Raw genomic sequence first — 15,934 nt, 5'->3', positions numbered from 1 at the left:
CTAGTACAAACAATTTACAATTCATATGGTGACCGCTCAGAATTTGACACCACAGACTTATTAAATAGAGACTCCGTGAGAAAAAAACGGTTAAACGCTGAAAAAACGTTCATTTAAATTTCACTCAGGGAATAAATCGCCACTTTTCGGCCAGTCTCGCAGAACCTGTGCATTCGACTGGTATCACGCCCGCGAAATCCCTATAATTGCCGCGTTTGACGCTCCGGCGTCGTCCTTCCTTAACATCCAGGTTAATCAGGTCGCTAAATTTATGACTGATAAGTCTCATCAGTGCGTCATTATAGGCATCGCCGGCGCATCGGCTTCAGGTAAAAGTCTAATTGCCAGTACGCTTTATCGCGAACTGCGTGAACAAGTAGGTGATGAGCATATCGGCGTCATTCCCGAAGACAGCTATTACAAAGATCAATCCCATCTGTCGATGGAAGAACGCGTCAAAACCAACTATGACCACCCCAATGCGATGGATCACAGCTTGCTGTTCCAGCATTTAGAAGCGCTTAAGAGCGGCCAGGCGATTGAGCTGCCCGTTTACAGTTACGTAGAACACACCCGCACCCAGGAAACCATCCGCATCGAGCCGAAAAAGGTCATTATCCTTGAAGGCATCCTGCTGCTGACCGACGCCCGCCTGCGTGAATCCATGAACTTCTCGATTTTCGTTGATACCCCGCTGGATATCTGCCTGATGCGCCGCATCAAGCGGGACGTGAACGAACGCGGCCGTTCGATGGACTCCGTCATGGCGCAATACCAGAAAACGGTCCGCCCGATGTTCCTGCAGTTTATTGAGCCATCCAAACAATACGCCGATATCATCGTGCCGCGCGGGGGTAAAAACCGCATTGCTATTGATATCTTAAAAGCGAAAATCAGCCAGTTTTTTGAATAAGCCGCGCGAATTGTGTACCGTTCAGAGATAACCTGGTTTTACCCTGAGCGCTTACCGCCTCAGGGTATGATGCATGAAAGGAGAAAGTGCCGTGCGTCTTTGCGATCGCGATATAGAAGCCTGGCTGGATGAAGGCCGTTTGTCTATTACCCCACGTCCGCCCGTTGAGCGTATCAATGGCGTGACCGTTGATGTACGGTTAGGGAATAAATTCCGCACCTTTAGCGGCCATACCGCACCGTTCATTGACCTTAGCGGGCCGAAGGATGAAGTCAGCGCCGCGCTCGATCGCGTGATGAGTGACGAAATCGTTATCGACGAGGGCGAAGCCTTTTATCTGCACCCAGGTGAACTGGCTCTGGCGGTGACGTTTGAATCCGTCACCCTGCCTCCGGACCTCGTCGGCTGGCTTGATGGCCGTTCTTCGCTGGCGCGACTGGGGCTGATGGTTCACGTGACCGCGCACCGTATCGATCCGGGCTGGTCGGGGCGTATCGTGCTGGAATTTTTCAACGCCGGTAAATTGCCGCTGGCGCTTCGCCCGGGGATGATGATCGGCGCGTTGAGTTTTGAACCGCTGTCAGGCCCGGCAGATCGTCCTTATAACCGTCGGCAGGACGCAAAATATCGCGACCAGCAGGGCGCGGTTGCCAGCCGTATTGATAAAGACTGATCGTTAGCCCATTGAGGATGCCATGAGAAGAGTTCTGACAACGCTGATGATTTTGCTGGTGGTGCTGGTGGCCGGCCTTTCGGCGTTGGTTCTGCTGGTTAACCCCAACGATTTCCGCGCTTACATGGTGCGGCAGGTCGAGGCACGCAGTGGTTATCAACTGAAGCTTGACGGGCCGCTCCGCTGGCACGTCTGGCCGCAGCTCAGCATTCTCTCTGGCCGCATGTCGCTCACGGCGCCGGGGGCGTCCCAGCCGCTGGTGTCCGCAGACAACATGCGCCTTGATGTGGCGCTGATCCCGCTCATTTCCCATCAGCTGCAGGTTAAACAGGTGATGCTGAAAGGCGCGGTGATCCAGCTCACCCCGCAATCCGAAGCCGTGCGTGATGCCAATGCGCCGGTTGCGCCGCGCGAAAATACTCTGCCTGATGAACCGTCTGATACCGGCTGGTCCTTTGATATCGGCAAGCTGAAAGTTGCCGATAGCGTGTTGGTTTTCCAGCATGAGCACCAGGAGCAGGTAACCGTTCGCAACATCAACCTGCAGATGGAACAGGACGATCACCACCTGGCGTCGGTGGAGTTTAGCGGGCGCATCAATCGCGATCAGCGCGATTTGACCCTGTCGCTGAATGCCAGCGTCAACGCCTCAGACTATCCGCATCAGCTTACGGCCGACATTCAGCAGTTGGACTGGCAGCTGACGGGGGCCGATCTTCCCACCCAGGGTATCACCGGGCAGGGAACGCTGCAGGCCGTGTGGCGCGAAGAACAGAAGCAGCTGGAGCTGGATAACCTCAACCTGCAGGCAAATGACAGTAGCCTGAAGGGGCAGGCGAGCGTCACGCTGGAAGAGAAGCCGAAGTGGGTGCTGAATCTGCAGTTTGACAAGCTCAACCTGGAAAACCTGCTGCCACCGCTGCCAGCCAGCGCCACCGACAGCGAAGCCACGCAGACGGGGCAAAGCCAGGCACCGGTATCGCGTCCGGTTATCTCGTCGAATCTTGATCAACCTGACTATAACGCCCTGCGCGGATTCACGGCGGATATTCTGCTGAAGGCCAATAGCCTGCGCTGGCGCGGTATTGATTTTACCGACGTGAGCAGCCAGATGTTTAACCATAACGGTTTGCTGGTGATCTCCGAACTGAGCGGTAAGATGGGTGCAGGGAACCTCTCGCTGCCCGGCACGCTGGATGTCCGTAAAGACGTTGCCAGCGCCGCATTCCAGCCGCGTCTCGACAACGTTGAGATAGGCACCATCCTGAAAGCGTTTAACTACCCGATATCCCTGACGGGGCAGCTGACGCTTGCGGGTGACTTCTCAGGCACGAAAATTGATGCCGATGCTTTCCGCCGCGAATGGCAGGGGCAGGCGCATCTTGATCTGAAAAACTCCCGTATGGAAGGGCTTAACTTCCAGCAGCTGGTGCAGCAGGCGGTTGAGCGCAGTAGCGATGTGAAAGCGCAGGAAAACTACGACAGCGCCACGCGCCTCGACAGCTTCACCGCGGACCTGACGCTGGACAACGGACAACTCTCTCTCGACGGTATGCAGGGCACCTCTTCACTGTTATCAATGACCGGTGACGGTAAGCTGGATCTGGTGAAAGAGACGGCGGACACGCGCTTTAACGTGCGGGTACTCTCCGGCTGGCAGGGTGAAAGCAAGCTCATCGACTTCCTGAAAGAGACGCCGGTCCCGCTGACCGTATATGGCAAATGGCAGGCCCTGAATTACAGCCTCCAGGTGGATCAGATCCTGCGTAAGCATCTGCAGGATGAAGCGAAACGTCGGCTTAGCGGCTGGGCGGAACGTAATAAAGATTCACAGGACGGCAAGGATGTGAAGAAGCTGCTGGATAAGCTTTGATGCCCGTTGTGCCGGGTGGCGACTTCGCCTGACCCGGCTGCCAGTGCGGCCTGATGCCCTCACCCCAGCCCTCTCCCACGGGAGAGGGAGCAAACCCTAAAACGGTAACCTGGTTGCCGTTTTGTTTTATCTACACCTCAAAATCCAGTTCTTCCTCATCCCGCAGCGGAATAAGCTGAACCTTCTGCACGCGATGGTTTTCAATTTGCAGGGTTTTGAGCAGATAGTCGCCCACCTGAACCTCTTCCCCCGGCTGCGGGATACGCTGCAAATACTCCATCAGCAGGCCGGCAATAGTGTGATATTCCCGTTTTTCATCCAGCGGCAGCGGCACGTATTGCACCAGGTCTTCCAGCGGCATATGGCCGTTAGCCGTCCACGAACCGTCTGCGTTTTTCTGAATGTCATGGCGGGCGTCAATCTCATCCACCTCGTTTGGCAGATTACCGGCGATGGTTTCCATTACGTCGCTGAGCGTGACCAGCCCTTCCACCGATCCAAACTCATCCACCACAAAGGCAAAGTGCGTGCGCGCGTTACGGAATTGCTCAAGGGCGGAGAGCAGCGGTAGTCCCTCCGGGAAAACCAGCGGCTGGCGGACCAGTACGCGCAGATTGAGCGCCTCGCCGTGCAGCTGCTGCTGGAGCAGGTCAATAACGTGCACCACGCCCAGCAACTCCTCTTCCTCTTCACCGCCGGTCACCACCACGCGGGTGTGCTGGTTTTTGTCCAGCAGGGCGCGAATGTGCTCTTCCGGTGCCGTCAGGTCGATATGTTCAATGTCATGCCGCGAGGTCATGATGCTGCTGACCGTCCGCTGATTCAGATTGAGCACCCGCTCGATCATCCGTCGTTCCTGCGGGTCGAAGATCAGCCCGTCGCTGTGATCGGCCAGCATGGCGGAGGATTCGGCGTCCAGCTCTGCATCCTCTTTCTTACCGCTTAACAGGCGCATAACCGTGTCGGCGGTGCGCTGACGCAGGGTCTGATTCGCGGACAGAAAGCGGCGGCGGTTAAATATCGCCAGCTGGTTAAGCGCTTCAATCATGACGGAGAATCCGATGGCGGCATACAGGTAGCCTTTCGGAATATGGAAGCCAAAACCGTCGGCCACCAGGCTAAAGCCAATCATCAGCAGGAAGCTCAGACAGAGGATCACGATGGTCGGGTGACTGTTCACAAAGCGGGTCAGCGCCTTGCTGGCCATGACCATCAGCGTGATGGCAATAATCACCGCGGCCATCATCACCGCAAGGTGGTCCACCATCCCGACGGCGGTGATCACCGAGTCCAGGGAGAAGACCGCATCCAGCACCACGATTTGCGCCACTACCGGCCAGAATTTCGCCCCGCGGCGCTGGGTGGGGTTCTCGCTGTCTTTGCCCTCCAGCCGCTCGTTGAGTTCTACCGTGGCTTTGAACAGCAGGAACAACCCGCCGAAGAGCATGATGAGATCGCGGGCGCTAAAACTCAGACCGTGAATGGAGAACAGAGGCTGAGTGAGCGTGACCAGCCAGGAGATAGAGGCCAGCAGCAGTAACCGCATCACCATCGCCAGCAGCAGACCCGTCACGCGCGCGCGGTCGCGCTGGGAAGGGGGCAGTTTTTCAGCGAGGATGGCGATAAAGACCAGATTATCAATCCCGAGCACGAGCTCGATGACGACCAGCGTAACCAGCCCGGCCCAGATTGAGGGATCGGCAATCCATTCCATAGTAATAGCAATACCTTCTGTTATATGACGAATGTCACACTTCGATCATGGATAAAGCTGGGGGAAATTGCAATGCCAGGCTGAGATTTCTCTTAATAGGAGGGATAAAAAAGAGAGCATTCTCAAGAGGGTGTAAATAAGCGAAATACGTATATTTAATTACAAAGAAAGCATTTTAGGACATATCGCAGTTACTGGTTTTTAGTCTCTTTTTGTCAATATAAAGAAATTCCTAAAAGGTCAAAAATTTGCTCTTAATATTAATCTTAAAAACTGATATTAGGACAGTTGTCTCCTTGCCTGCTATTAGGTTAGCTGCAACAATTCTCCCAGCATCAAATGTTAAATCTCGGTGTTGCTAATAATGTTCGGTCTTCAGGGATGGTTATTCATTATCCGTCGGGTTTCTCAAGCGACTGATATATTTCCAGAAGACCTTGCTCAAGAGGGTGTCTATCCATAACACATTGTTTAGTCAGTGGATTGGTAACTGAAAGCCAAGGGCGGTAGCGTGCCTGAAAGCGTGTGAATCAGCCTCGATTATTCTGTCAATAGCCAATGGATGAATAAGCTTTTTTTAGGACTGATGCCAGTTATATTTCTATTTGATTAACTGCATGCTGAAACCCAATACGACCCGAGCTTATTTAAATTGCACAGGATAATTACTCTGCCAAAGTGATAAATAATCAATGATGAAATCCAAAATGAAATTGATGCCATTATTGGTGTCTGTGACCTTGATGAGTGGTTGCACGGTCTTTCCCGGCAGCAATATGTCAACAATGGGTAAGGATGTGATCAAGCAACAGGATGCCGATTTTGATCTCGACAAAATGGTGAATGTTTATCCACTTACGCCTCGTCTGGTCGAACAATTACGTCCACGTCCGAATGTTGCCCAGCCGAATATGTCGCTGGACCAGGAAATTGCCTCCTACCAGTACCGCGTGGGGCCGGGTGACGTGATCAACGTGACCGTCTGGGACCACCCCGAACTGACCACGCCAGCGGGCCAGTACCGCAGCTCAAGCGACACCGGTAACTGGGTGCAGTCAGATGGCACCATGTTCTATCCCTACATTGGTAAAGTCCATGTTGTGGGGAAAACGCTTGCCGAGATCCGTAGTGATATTACCGGCCGCTTAGCGCAGTACATCGCCGATCCGCAGGTGGACGTTAATATCGCCGCATTCCGCTCGCAAAAAGCCTATATCTCCGGCCAGGTGAACAAATCTGGCCAGCAGGCCATCACCAACGTTCCTCTGACCGTACTGGATGCCATTAACGCCGCGGGCGGGTTAACCGACGGCGCCGACTGGCGCAACGTCGTACTGACCCACAACGGGAAGGAGCAGCGCATTTCGCTGCAGGCGCTGATGCAAAACGGCGATCTGACCCAGAACCGTCTGCTCTATCCGGGCGACATTCTCTACGTGCCGCGCAATGACGATCTGAAAGTCTTCGTGATGGGTGAAGTGAAGAAACAGAGCACCCTCAAAATGGACTTCAGCGGTATGACGCTGACCGAAGCGCTGGGCAATGCTGAGGGTATCGATCTGACGACCTCTAACGCGACCGGTATCTTCGTCATTCGTCCGCTGAAAGGTGAGGGCAGTGCGAAAGGCAAGATCGCCAATATCTACCAGCTGGATATGTCCGATGCGACCTCTCTGGTGATGGCAACGGAGTTCCGTCTCCAGCCATACGATGTGGTGTACGTCACCACCGCGCCGGTTGCCCGCTGGAACCGTCTGATCAACCAGTTGCTGCCAACCATCAGTGGCGTTCGCTACATGACGGATACGGCGCGCGACATTCATACCTGGTAATCCGCGATGTTTAACAAAATTCTGGTGGTATGCGTGGGGAACATCTGCCGTTCCCCCACGGCTGAACGGTTGTTGAAACACTACCAGCCCGAACTGACCGTTGATTCGGCAGGGCTCGGTGCACTGGTCGGTAAAGGTGCCGATGAGCGCGCTACGAGCGTGGCGCGGGATCATCACCTCTCTCTCGACGGCCACGTGGCCCGCCAGGTCACTGGCCGCATGTGCCGGGAGTATGACCTGATCCTGACGATGGAAAAACGCCATATTCATGCGCTGTGCGATATCGCTCCGGAGATGCGCGGCAAGGTGATGCTGTTTGGTCACTGGGACAATGAACGTGAAATCCCCGATCCGTATCGCAAAAGCCATGAGGCCTTTGAGGCGGTTTACACCTTACTTGACCAGTCTGCCCAACAGTGGGCGCAGGCACTGAAAGTTCAGCAGGGATAACAATGACAGAAAAAACAAGACCTTCTGCCGCCCCGATTTCGGGCAGTGATGAAATTGATATTGGGCGCCTGGTCGGCACTGTTGTAGAGGCAAAGTGGTGGGTGCTTGGCATTACCGCCGTATTTGCCGCGGCGGCCGTCGTCTACACGCTGTTCGCCACCCCTATCTACAGCGCCGACGCGCTGGTGCAGATCGAGCAGAATACCGGTAACTCGCTGGTGCAGGACATCGGTTCCGCGCTGGCGAACAAACCGCCGGCATCCGACGCCGAAATTCAGCTCATCCAGTCACGTCTGGTGCTGGGTAAAACGGTTCACGACCTCGGGCTCGATATCTCCGTCACCAAGAATACCTTCCCAGTCTTTGGTGCCGGCTGGGATCGTCTGATGGGGCGAAACAACGACACGGTGAAAGTCACTGACTTCGTGCTGCCGAAAGGGGCTGCCGATCAGACGTTTACCCTGACGGTGCTTGGTCCGAAACAGTACCAGCTAACCAGCGACGCAGGTTTTAGCGCGCGCGGTGAAGTGGGGCAGATGCTGACCAAAGACGGCGTCAGCATGATGGTCAGCGCGATTAACGCCCAGGAGGGCGGTGAATTCACCGTCACCAAATTCTCCACGCTGGGGATGATCAACAATCTGCAAAACAACCTGACCGTCACCGAAAACGGTAAGGACACCGGCGTGCTGAGCATGACCTTTACCGGTGAAGATAAGGATCAAATCCGCGACATACTGAACAGCATTACCCGCAACTATCTTGAGCAGAACGTCGAGCGTAAGTCGGCGGAAGCGGCGAAAAGCCTGGCCTTCCTCGCCAAACAGCTCCCGGAAGTGCGCGCCCATCTGGATGATGCCGAGAACAAGCTGAACGCCTATCGTCAGGATAAAGACTCCGTTGACCTGCCGCTGGAGGCGAAATCGGTCCTTGATTCGATGGTCAACATTGATGCGCAGCTCAACGAACTGACCTTCAAAGAGGCGGAGATTTCCAAGCTTTATACCAAACGTCACCCGGCCTACCGCACGCTGCTGGAGAAACGCCGTACCCTTGAAGAGGAGAAGGCGAAGCTTAATGACCGCGTGACCGCGATGCCGAAAACGCAGCAGGAGATCGTGCGTCTGACCCGCGACGTGGAGTCCGGACAGCAGGTTTACATGCAGCTGCTGAACAAGCAGCAGGAGCTGAAAATCACCGAAGCCAGTACCGTCGGTGACGTGCGCATCGTCGACCCGGCAATTACCCAGCCTGGCGTACTGAAGCCGAAGAAAGCGCTGATTATTCTCGGCAGCATTATTCTCGGCCTGATGCTCTCCATCGTGGGCGTGCTGCTGCGTTCGCTGTTCAACCGCGGCATCGAAAGCCCGCAGGTTCTTGAAGAGAGCGGTATCAACGTCTATGCCAGCATTCCGCTGTCTGAGTGGCAAAAATCCCGTGACAGTGTCAAAACCATCAAGGGCGTTAAGCGTTACAAACAGAGCCAGCTTCTGGCGGTGGGTAACCCGACCGACCTCGCTATCGAAGCGATCCGTAGCCTGCGTACCAGTCTGCACTTCGCCATGATGCAGGCCAAAAACAACGTCCTGATGTTAACCGGTGTTAGCCCGTCGATCGGTAAAACCTTCGTCTGCGCCAACCTGGCGGCGGTGGTCAGCCAGACCAATAAGCGCGTGCTGCTGATCGACTGTGATATGCGTAAGGGCTATACCCACGAACTGCTGGGTACCAACAACGTTAACGGTCTGTCGGAAATCCTGCTTGGCAAAGGTGAAATCAGCCAGAGCGCGAAACCTACAACGGTGCCGAAATTTGACCTGATCCCACGCGGTCAGGTACCGCCTAACCCGTCCGAGCTGCTGATGAGTGAACGCTTCACCGAGCTGGTGGAGTGGGCGAGCAAAAACTACGACCTGGTGCTGATCGATACGCCGCCAATTCTGGCCGTGACCGACGCGGCCGTTGTTGGCCGCCATGCGGGCACCACGCTGATGGTGGCGCGTTACGCGGTGAACACCCTGAAAGAGGTGGAAACCAGCCTGAGCCGCTTCGAGCAGAACGGCATTGAGGTAAAAGGGGTGATCCTGAACTCCATCTTCCGCCGCGCGACCGGGTACCAGGATTACGGGTATTACGAGTACGAATATAAATCTGACAGTAAATAAAAATCCCCCTCACCCTAACCCTCTCCTCTGAGGGGAGAGCAGCTTTTCTCCCTCTCCCTCCGGGAGAGGGGCGGGGTGAGGGATAAGGGGAAGACCATGACCACACAACGCCCTTTAGTTTCAATCTATATGCCGACATGGAATCGTCAGCAGCTGGCGATCCGCGCAATCAAATCCGTCCTGCGACAGGACTACGATAACTGGGAGCTGATCATCGTTGATGACTGCTCTTCCTCGTATGAACAGCTGCAAAAGTTTGTGACTGACCTCAACGACCCGCGGGTGGTCTATACGCATAACGCCATTAACTCCGGCGCATGTGCGGTGCGTAATCAGGCGATTATGCAGGCCAAGGGGCAGTATCTGACCGGGATCGACGACGATGACGAATGGACGCCGAACCGCCTGTCTATCTTCCTGTCGCATAAAGAACAGCTGGTTACGCACGCTTTCCTGTATGCCAACGACTATGTCTGCCAGGGCGAGGTTTACTCGCAGCCCGCGAGCCTGCCGCTGTATCCGAAATCACCGTACTCTCGCCGCCTGTTCTACAAGCGCAACATTATTGGTAACCAGGTCTTCACCTGGGCGTGGCGTTTCAAAGAGTGCCTGTTCGATACCGAACTCAAGGCCGCGCAGGATTACGATATCTTCCTGCGCATGGTGGTGGAATACGGCGAGCCGTGGAAGGTGGAAGAGGCCACGCAGATCCTGCACATCAACCACGGGGAGATGCAAATCACCTCCTCGCCGAAGAAGTTCTCCGGCTACTTCCATTTTTACCGCAAGCACAAGGACAAGTTTGACCGTGCCAGCCGTAAATATCAGCTCTTTACCCTCTATCAGATCCGCAATAAGCGCATGAACTGGCGCACGCTGCTGACGCTGCTTTCCGTGCGTAACGGCAAGCGCCTGGCTGACGGGCTTCGGGGGAAATAATGTTTCTGGAAGATTGCCGCGCTAACAGCTGGAGCCTGCGCCCGTGCTGCATGGTTCTGGCGTACCGCATCGCGCACTTTTGCTCGGTGTGGCGTAAGAAAAACGTGCTGAACAATATCTGGGCGGCACCCGTGCTGGTGCTGTACCGCATCATCACCGAATGCTTTTTGGGCTATGAAATCCAGGCCGCTGCCACCATTGGCCGCCGCTTTACCATCCATCACGGCTATGCGGTGGTAATCAACAAGTTCGTTGTCGCCGGGGATGATTTCACCATTCGTCATGCGGTCACCATTGGCAACCGCGGGCCTGACAGCCTGGCCTGCCCGGTCATCGGCAATAACGTCGAGCTGGGGGCGAACGTGGTGATCGTCGGTGACATCACGATTGGGAATAACGTCACGATTGGTGCTGGCAGCGTGGTGCTGGACAGCATTCCGGATAACGCGCTGGTTGTGGGAGAAAAAGCCCGCGTGAAGGTGATTAAATGAACATTCTGCAATTTAACGTACGCCTCGCAGAAGGCGGAGCGGCAGGCGTGGCCCTGGATCTGCACCAGCGCGCGCTGCAAAAAGGACTTCAGTCCCGGTTTATTTACGGCTACGGCAAAGGCGGCAAGAAAAGCGTCAGCCACGATAACTTCCCGCAGGTGCACAAGCACACGCCGCGCCTGACCTCGATTGCCAACATTGCGCTGTTCCGCCTGTTTAACCGCGATCTGTTTGGCAACCTGAACACGCTTTACCGTACGGTTACCCGCTCCGCGGGTCCGGTTGTGCTGCATTTTCACGTGCTGCACAGCTACTGGCTGAATCTGGAAGAGGTGGTGGCGTTTTGTCAGAAGGTGCAGGCCCACAAGCCCGATACCCGCTTTGTCTGGACGCTGCACGACCACTGGAGCGTGACGGGCCGCTGCGCGTTTACCGACGGCTGCGAAGGCTGGAAAGATAACTGCCAGAAGTGCCCGACCTTAAGCAACTACCCGCCGGTGAAGGTGGATCGCGCGCATCAGCTGGTCGCCGGAAAGCGTCAGCTGTTCCGCGAGATGCTCTCGCTAGGCTGTACCTTTATCTCCCCGAGCCAGCACGTGGCCGATGCCTTCAACAGCCTGTACGGGGCAGGGCGCTGTCAGATTATCAACAACGGCATCGACGTGGCGACGGAAGCCATTCTTGCCGAGCTGACCCCGGTGGCGGAAACCGCGGGCAAACCGAAAATCGCTATCGTTGCGCATGACCTGCGTTACGACGGTAAAACCAACCAGCAGCTGGTGCGCGACATGATGGCGCTTGGGGACAAGATAGAGCTTCACACCTTCGGCAAGTTTTCACCGTTCGAAGGGGCCAACGTGGTGAACCACGGGTTTGAGACCGACAAGCGCAAGCTGATGAGCGCGCTGAATGAAATGGACGCGCTGGTGTTCAGCTCCCGCGTGGATAACTACCCGCTGATCCTCTGCGAAGCGCTCTCAATCGGCGTGCCGGTGATTGCCACCCACAGCGATGCGGCGCGTGAAGTGCTGGAAAAGTCCGGCGGGAAAACCTTCACGGAGCAGGAGGTCCTGCCCCTGGTACAGCTGCCGAAGGCGCAGATTGCTGAGATCGTTTTTGGCACTGACCTGGAATCGTTCCGCAACCGCAGCCGCAAGGCCTACAGTGGACAACAGATGCTGGAGGAGTATGTCTCGTTCTATCAGAATCTGTAGTTATCTGCTGCTGCCGCTGATCTACCTGCTGGTCAACGTCAAAATTGCCCAGCTCGGCGAAAGCTTCCCGATAACCATCGTGACCTTCTTGCCCGTTCTGCTTCTGCTGTATGTCGATAAAATCAACCTGAAGAAGCTGATGATTGCCCTGGGGCTGGGCACGGGGCTGACGCTGTTTAACTACATCTTTGGCCAGTCGCTGGATGCCAGTAAATACGTCACGTCGACCATGCTGTTTGTTTATATTGTTATTATTATCGGAATGGTCTGGAGTATTCGGTTTAAAACTATTTCTCCACACAATTATCGGAAAATCCTTAGGTTCTTTTATATTGCCGTTGCGTTAATTGTTATGCTTGCCGCACTGGAGATGGCGCAAATTATTCTGACCGGTGGCAGCAGCCTGATGGAGATAATTTCGAAATATCTCATTTACAGTAACAGCTATGTATTGAACTTCATCAAGTTTGGCGGGAAGCGTACTACGGCCCTCTATTTTGAACCGGCGTTTTTCGCTCTGGCGTTAATCTCAATTTGGCTCAGCATCAAACAGTTCGGTATCAAAACGCCTAAGACCGATGCTATGATTCTTGCAGGAATTGTTCTGTCTGGATCGTTCTCAGGGGTAATGACATTTATCCTGTTTTACCTGCTGGAGTGGGCGTTCCAGTACCTGAACAAAGATGCGATTAAGAAAAAACTGCCGCTGGCGATTATCTCCCTGACGGTATTTATGGTAGGCGTGATATTTGCTTTCCCGTACATCTCAGAACGTCTGGGTGATTTGGGAACGGAAGGGTCTTCGTCCTATTATCGCATCATTGGGCCACTGGTGATGGTGGGTTATTCCTTAACCCATATTGATGGGGTAGTAAGATTCGGCTCACTTTACGAATATGTTGCATCATTCGGAATCTTTAACGGTGCGGATGTCGGTAAAACCATAGACAATGGTCTGTATCTGTTAATTATTTATTTTTCGTGGTTCGCCGTACTGTTGACCCTGTGGTATCTGTTTAAAGTTTTCAAAATGATGATTAACGCGTTTGGTGATAACCAGAATTTTCGCGTTCAGCTTTATCTGTTTACTCCGGTGTCGCTGTTTTTTACCGGGTCAATATTTAGCCCGGAATATGCTTTCTTGATTGTCTGTCCGTTTATTCTGCGCAAAGCGCTTAATATTACGAACGCATGACGAAATGAGGTGATTTATGTTTCTTAGCGTCATTACTGTCGCTTTTCGTAATTACGAAGGGGTGGTAAAAACCTGGCGCTCGCTGCGCAACCTGGCGCGCGATCCAAGCCTCACCTTTGAGTGGATTGTGGTCGACGGCGGCTCGAACGATGGCACGGCGGAGTTTCTGGAAAAACTCAACGGTGAGTTCAACTTACGCTACATCAGCGAGAAAGATAAAGGCATCTACGATGCGATGAATAAAGGCATCAACATGGCGCAAGGCCGCTATGCCATCTTTCTAAACTCGGGCGACATTTTCCATGATGACGTGGCGCTGTTTGCCCGCCAGCTGGCTCGTCAGAAAGAAGATGCCATGTATATTGGCGATGCGCTGCTCGATTTTGGCGACGGACATAAAGTGTGCCGCAGCGCGAAGCCAGGCTGGTATATCTATCACAGCTTGCCGGCCAGCCATCAGGCCATTTTCTTCCCGGTAAAAGGTCTGAAAAAACAGCCTTACGATTTGCAGTATAAAGTGTCTTCGGATTATGCACTGGCGGCCAGCCTGTATAAGTCAGGTTACCCGTTCCGCCGAATTAAAGGGCTGGTATCTGAATTCTCAATGGGCGGCGTGTCAACCTCGAATAATCTGGAATTGTGCCAGGATGCCAAAAACGTACAGCGCAAAATATTACGCGTGCCGGGGTTCTGGGCGGAATTGTCTTATTTATTGCGCCTGCGTACCACAGGCAAAACGAAAACCTTATATAACAAAGCCTGAATATAAGGAAACGCAATGCAGGATCTGAAAGGTTTCTCCGTGCCGAAAGGCTTTCGGGGCGGGAACGGTATTAAGGTACAGCTGTGGTGGGCCGTTCAGGCAACCTTATTTGCCTGGTCACCACAAATACTGTACCGCTGGCGTGCCTTCTTATTGCGCCTGTTTGGCGCAAAAATAGGAAAAAACGTAGTCATCCGACCTTCTGTGAAAATTACCTATCCGTGGAAATTAACGCTTGGGGATTACGCATGGGTTGGGGATGACGCGGTGTTATATACCCTGGGCGACATTACGATTGGCGCAAATTCGGTGGTTTCACAGAAATGTTATTTGTGCACCGGCAGCCACGATTTTATGAGTCAGCATTTTGATATTACCGCTTCGCCTATTGCGATCGGTGAAAAATGCTGGCTGGCAACGGATGTTTTTGTTGCACCGGGTGTTTCTGTTGGCGATGGCACGGTAGTCGGTGCCCGCAGCAGCGTTTTTAAATCGCTACCGGCAAATAAAGTTTGCCGTGGCAACCCCGCAGTGGTGATACGCGAACGCGTTGAAACTGATTAAATTCATAAGTAGAGGAATATAAACATGTCTAAAGTCGCTCTCATCACCGGCGTTACCGGGCAGGATGGTTCTTACCTGGCAGAATTACTGCTGGAAAAAGGTTATGAAGTGCACGGTATTAAGCGTCGTGCGTCTTCTTTCAACACCGAGCGCGTGGATCATATCTATCAGGATCCTCACGCGGCGAACCCGAAATTCCACCTGCACTACGGCGACCTGACCGATACCTCCAACCTGACCCGTATTCTGCAGGAAGTACAGCCGGATGAAGTGTACAACCTGGGCGCGATGAGCCACGTAGCGGTCTCCTTCGAGTCCCCGGAATACACCGCTGACGTTGATGCCATGGGTACCCTGCGTCTGCTGGAAGCCATTCGTTTCCTCGGCCTTGAGAAGAAAACTCGCTTCTACCAGGCATCCACCTCCGAGCTGTACGGCCTGGTGCAGGAAATCCCACAGAAAGAGACCACGCCGTTCTACCCGCGCTCTCCGTATGCGGTAGCAAAACTGTACGCCTACTGGATCACCGTGAACTACCGTGAATCCTACGGCATGTACGCCTGTAACGGCATCCTGTTCAACCACGAATCTCCACGTCGCGGCGAAACCTTCGTGACCCGCAAAATCACCCGCGCTATCGCCAACATCGCGCAGGGTCTGGAGTCTTGCCTGCACCTCGGCAACATGGATTCCCTGCGTGACTGGGGCCATGCCAAAGACTACGTGAAAATGCAGTGGATGATGCTGCAGCAGGAACAGCCAGAAGACTTCGTGATTGCGACCGGCGTGCAGTACTCCGTACGTCAGTTCGTTGAAATGGCCGCGGCACAGCTGGGCATCAAACTGCGCTTCGAAGGTACCGGCGTGGAAGAGAAAGGTATCGTTGTTTCCGTGACCGGCCACGATGCACCGGGCGTGAAGCCAGGCGACGTGATTGTGCAGGTTGACCCACGCTACTTCCGTCCTGCTGAAGTGGAAACCCTGCTGGGCGACCCAACCAAAGCGCACGAGAAGCTGGGCTGGAAACCAGAAATCACTCTGCAGGAGATGGTTTCCGAGATGGTAGCCAAAGATCTTGAAGCAGCGAAAAAACACTCTCTGCTTAAGTCTCATGGCTACGAGGTTGCCATCGCGCTGGAGTCCTGAGA

At 54.1% G+C, this 15,934-nt stretch carries 14 protein-coding genes; 13 read left to right on the top strand and 1 reads right to left on the bottom strand.

From position 1 onward, the window contains the following. Window positions 1–271: 271 nt before the first annotated feature. From udk to asmA, 3 genes are all read left to right on the top strand, one after another. Window positions 272–913 (top strand): uridine kinase, encoded by a 642-nt coding sequence (gene udk / locus AC2TE5_RS14870; RefSeq protein WP_008500855.1) that lies wholly within the window; start codon window positions 272–274, stop codon window positions 911–913. A gap of 91 nt (window positions 914–1,004) precedes the next feature. Further along, window positions 1,005–1,586 (top strand): dCTP deaminase, encoded by a 582-nt coding sequence (gene dcd, locus AC2TE5_RS14865; protein ID WP_023312408.1) that lies wholly within the window; start codon window positions 1,005–1,007, stop codon window positions 1,584–1,586. 22 nt (window positions 1,587–1,608) lie between these two features. Continuing rightward, window positions 1,609–3,459: an outer membrane assembly protein AsmA gene (gene asmA / locus AC2TE5_RS14860; protein WP_484611907.1), complete on the top strand. Its 1,851-nt coding sequence runs from the start codon at window positions 1,609–1,611 to the stop codon at window positions 3,457–3,459. Window positions 3,460–3,589: 130 nt separating this feature from the next. Here the strand turns inward: asmA and AC2TE5_RS14855 are convergent, their stop codons facing one another. Further along, window positions 3,590–5,173: a TerC family protein gene (locus AC2TE5_RS14855; RefSeq protein ID WP_023312406.1), complete on the bottom strand. Its 1,584-nt coding sequence runs from the start codon at window positions 5,171–5,173 to the stop codon at window positions 3,590–3,592. A gap of 692 nt (window positions 5,174–5,865) precedes the next feature. Here AC2TE5_RS14855 and AC2TE5_RS14850 point away from each other — a divergent pair. The 10 genes from AC2TE5_RS14850 (at window position 5,866) to gmd (ending at window position 15,932) form a co-directional block, all read left to right on the top strand. Next, the gene (locus AC2TE5_RS14850; protein ID WP_134347914.1) at window positions 5,866–7,005 is read left to right on the top strand and encodes a polysaccharide export protein; all 1,140 of its coding nucleotides are present in this window, start codon (window positions 5,866–5,868) and stop codon (window positions 7,003–7,005) included. A gap of 6 nt (window positions 7,006–7,011) precedes the next feature. Beyond that, a complete protein-coding gene (gene wzb / locus AC2TE5_RS14845) occupies window positions 7,012–7,455 on the top strand; it encodes a low molecular weight protein-tyrosine-phosphatase Wzb (RefSeq protein ID WP_023312405.1) in 444 nt (147 codons plus the stop codon). A 2-nt stretch (window positions 7,456–7,457) separates the two neighbouring features. Next, window positions 7,458–9,620 carry a tyrosine-protein kinase Wzc gene (gene wzc, locus AC2TE5_RS14840; RefSeq protein ID WP_213327983.1) on the top strand — a complete coding sequence of 721 codons (2,163 nt, stop codon included), beginning with the start codon at window positions 7,458–7,460 and terminating at the stop codon, window positions 9,618–9,620. A gap of 96 nt (window positions 9,621–9,716) precedes the next feature. Continuing rightward, window positions 9,717–10,559 carry a colanic acid biosynthesis glycosyltransferase WcaA gene (gene wcaA / locus AC2TE5_RS14835; protein WP_023312403.1) on the top strand — a complete coding sequence of 281 codons (843 nt, stop codon included), beginning with the start codon at window positions 9,717–9,719 and terminating at the stop codon, window positions 10,557–10,559. Then, complete coding sequence (wcaB, locus tag AC2TE5_RS14830) at window positions 10,559–11,050, top strand: colanic acid biosynthesis acetyltransferase WcaB (protein ID WP_484611906.1); 492 nt, start codon at window positions 10,559–10,561, stop codon at window positions 11,048–11,050. The genes wcaA and wcaB overlap by 1 nt, the downstream gene beginning before the upstream one ends. After that, window positions 11,047–12,264 carry a colanic acid biosynthesis glycosyltransferase WcaC gene (gene wcaC / locus AC2TE5_RS14825; protein WP_484611905.1) on the top strand — a complete coding sequence of 406 codons (1,218 nt, stop codon included), beginning with the start codon at window positions 11,047–11,049 and terminating at the stop codon, window positions 12,262–12,264. Before wcaB ends, wcaC begins: the two co-directional genes overlap by 4 nt. Then, window positions 12,239–13,459, top strand: coding sequence for a colanic acid polymerase WcaD (gene wcaD / locus AC2TE5_RS14820; RefSeq protein ID WP_063144527.1), 1,221 nt, complete (start codon window positions 12,239–12,241; stop codon window positions 13,457–13,459). The genes wcaC and wcaD overlap by 26 nt, the downstream gene beginning before the upstream one ends. 16 nt (window positions 13,460–13,475) lie before the next feature. Beyond that, the gene (wcaE, locus tag AC2TE5_RS14815; protein ID WP_039263104.1) at window positions 13,476–14,222 is read left to right on the top strand and encodes a colanic acid biosynthesis glycosyltransferase WcaE; all 747 of its coding nucleotides are present in this window, start codon (window positions 13,476–13,478) and stop codon (window positions 14,220–14,222) included. Window positions 14,223–14,237: 15 nt separating this feature from the next. After that, window positions 14,238–14,786, top strand: a complete 549-nt coding sequence (gene wcaF / locus AC2TE5_RS14810; RefSeq protein WP_407601347.1) for a colanic acid biosynthesis acetyltransferase WcaF — start codon at window positions 14,238–14,240, stop codon at window positions 14,784–14,786. A 24-nt stretch (window positions 14,787–14,810) separates the two neighbouring features. Beyond that, window positions 14,811–15,932: a GDP-mannose 4,6-dehydratase gene (gene gmd / locus AC2TE5_RS14805; RefSeq protein ID WP_213327981.1), complete on the top strand. Its 1,122-nt coding sequence runs from the start codon at window positions 14,811–14,813 to the stop codon at window positions 15,930–15,932. Window positions 15,933–15,934 lie beyond the last annotated feature (2 nt).

Source organism: Enterobacter sp. N5-15 (genome assembly GCF_057221635.1).
This window is presented reverse-complemented; position numbering and strand designations above follow the sequence as displayed.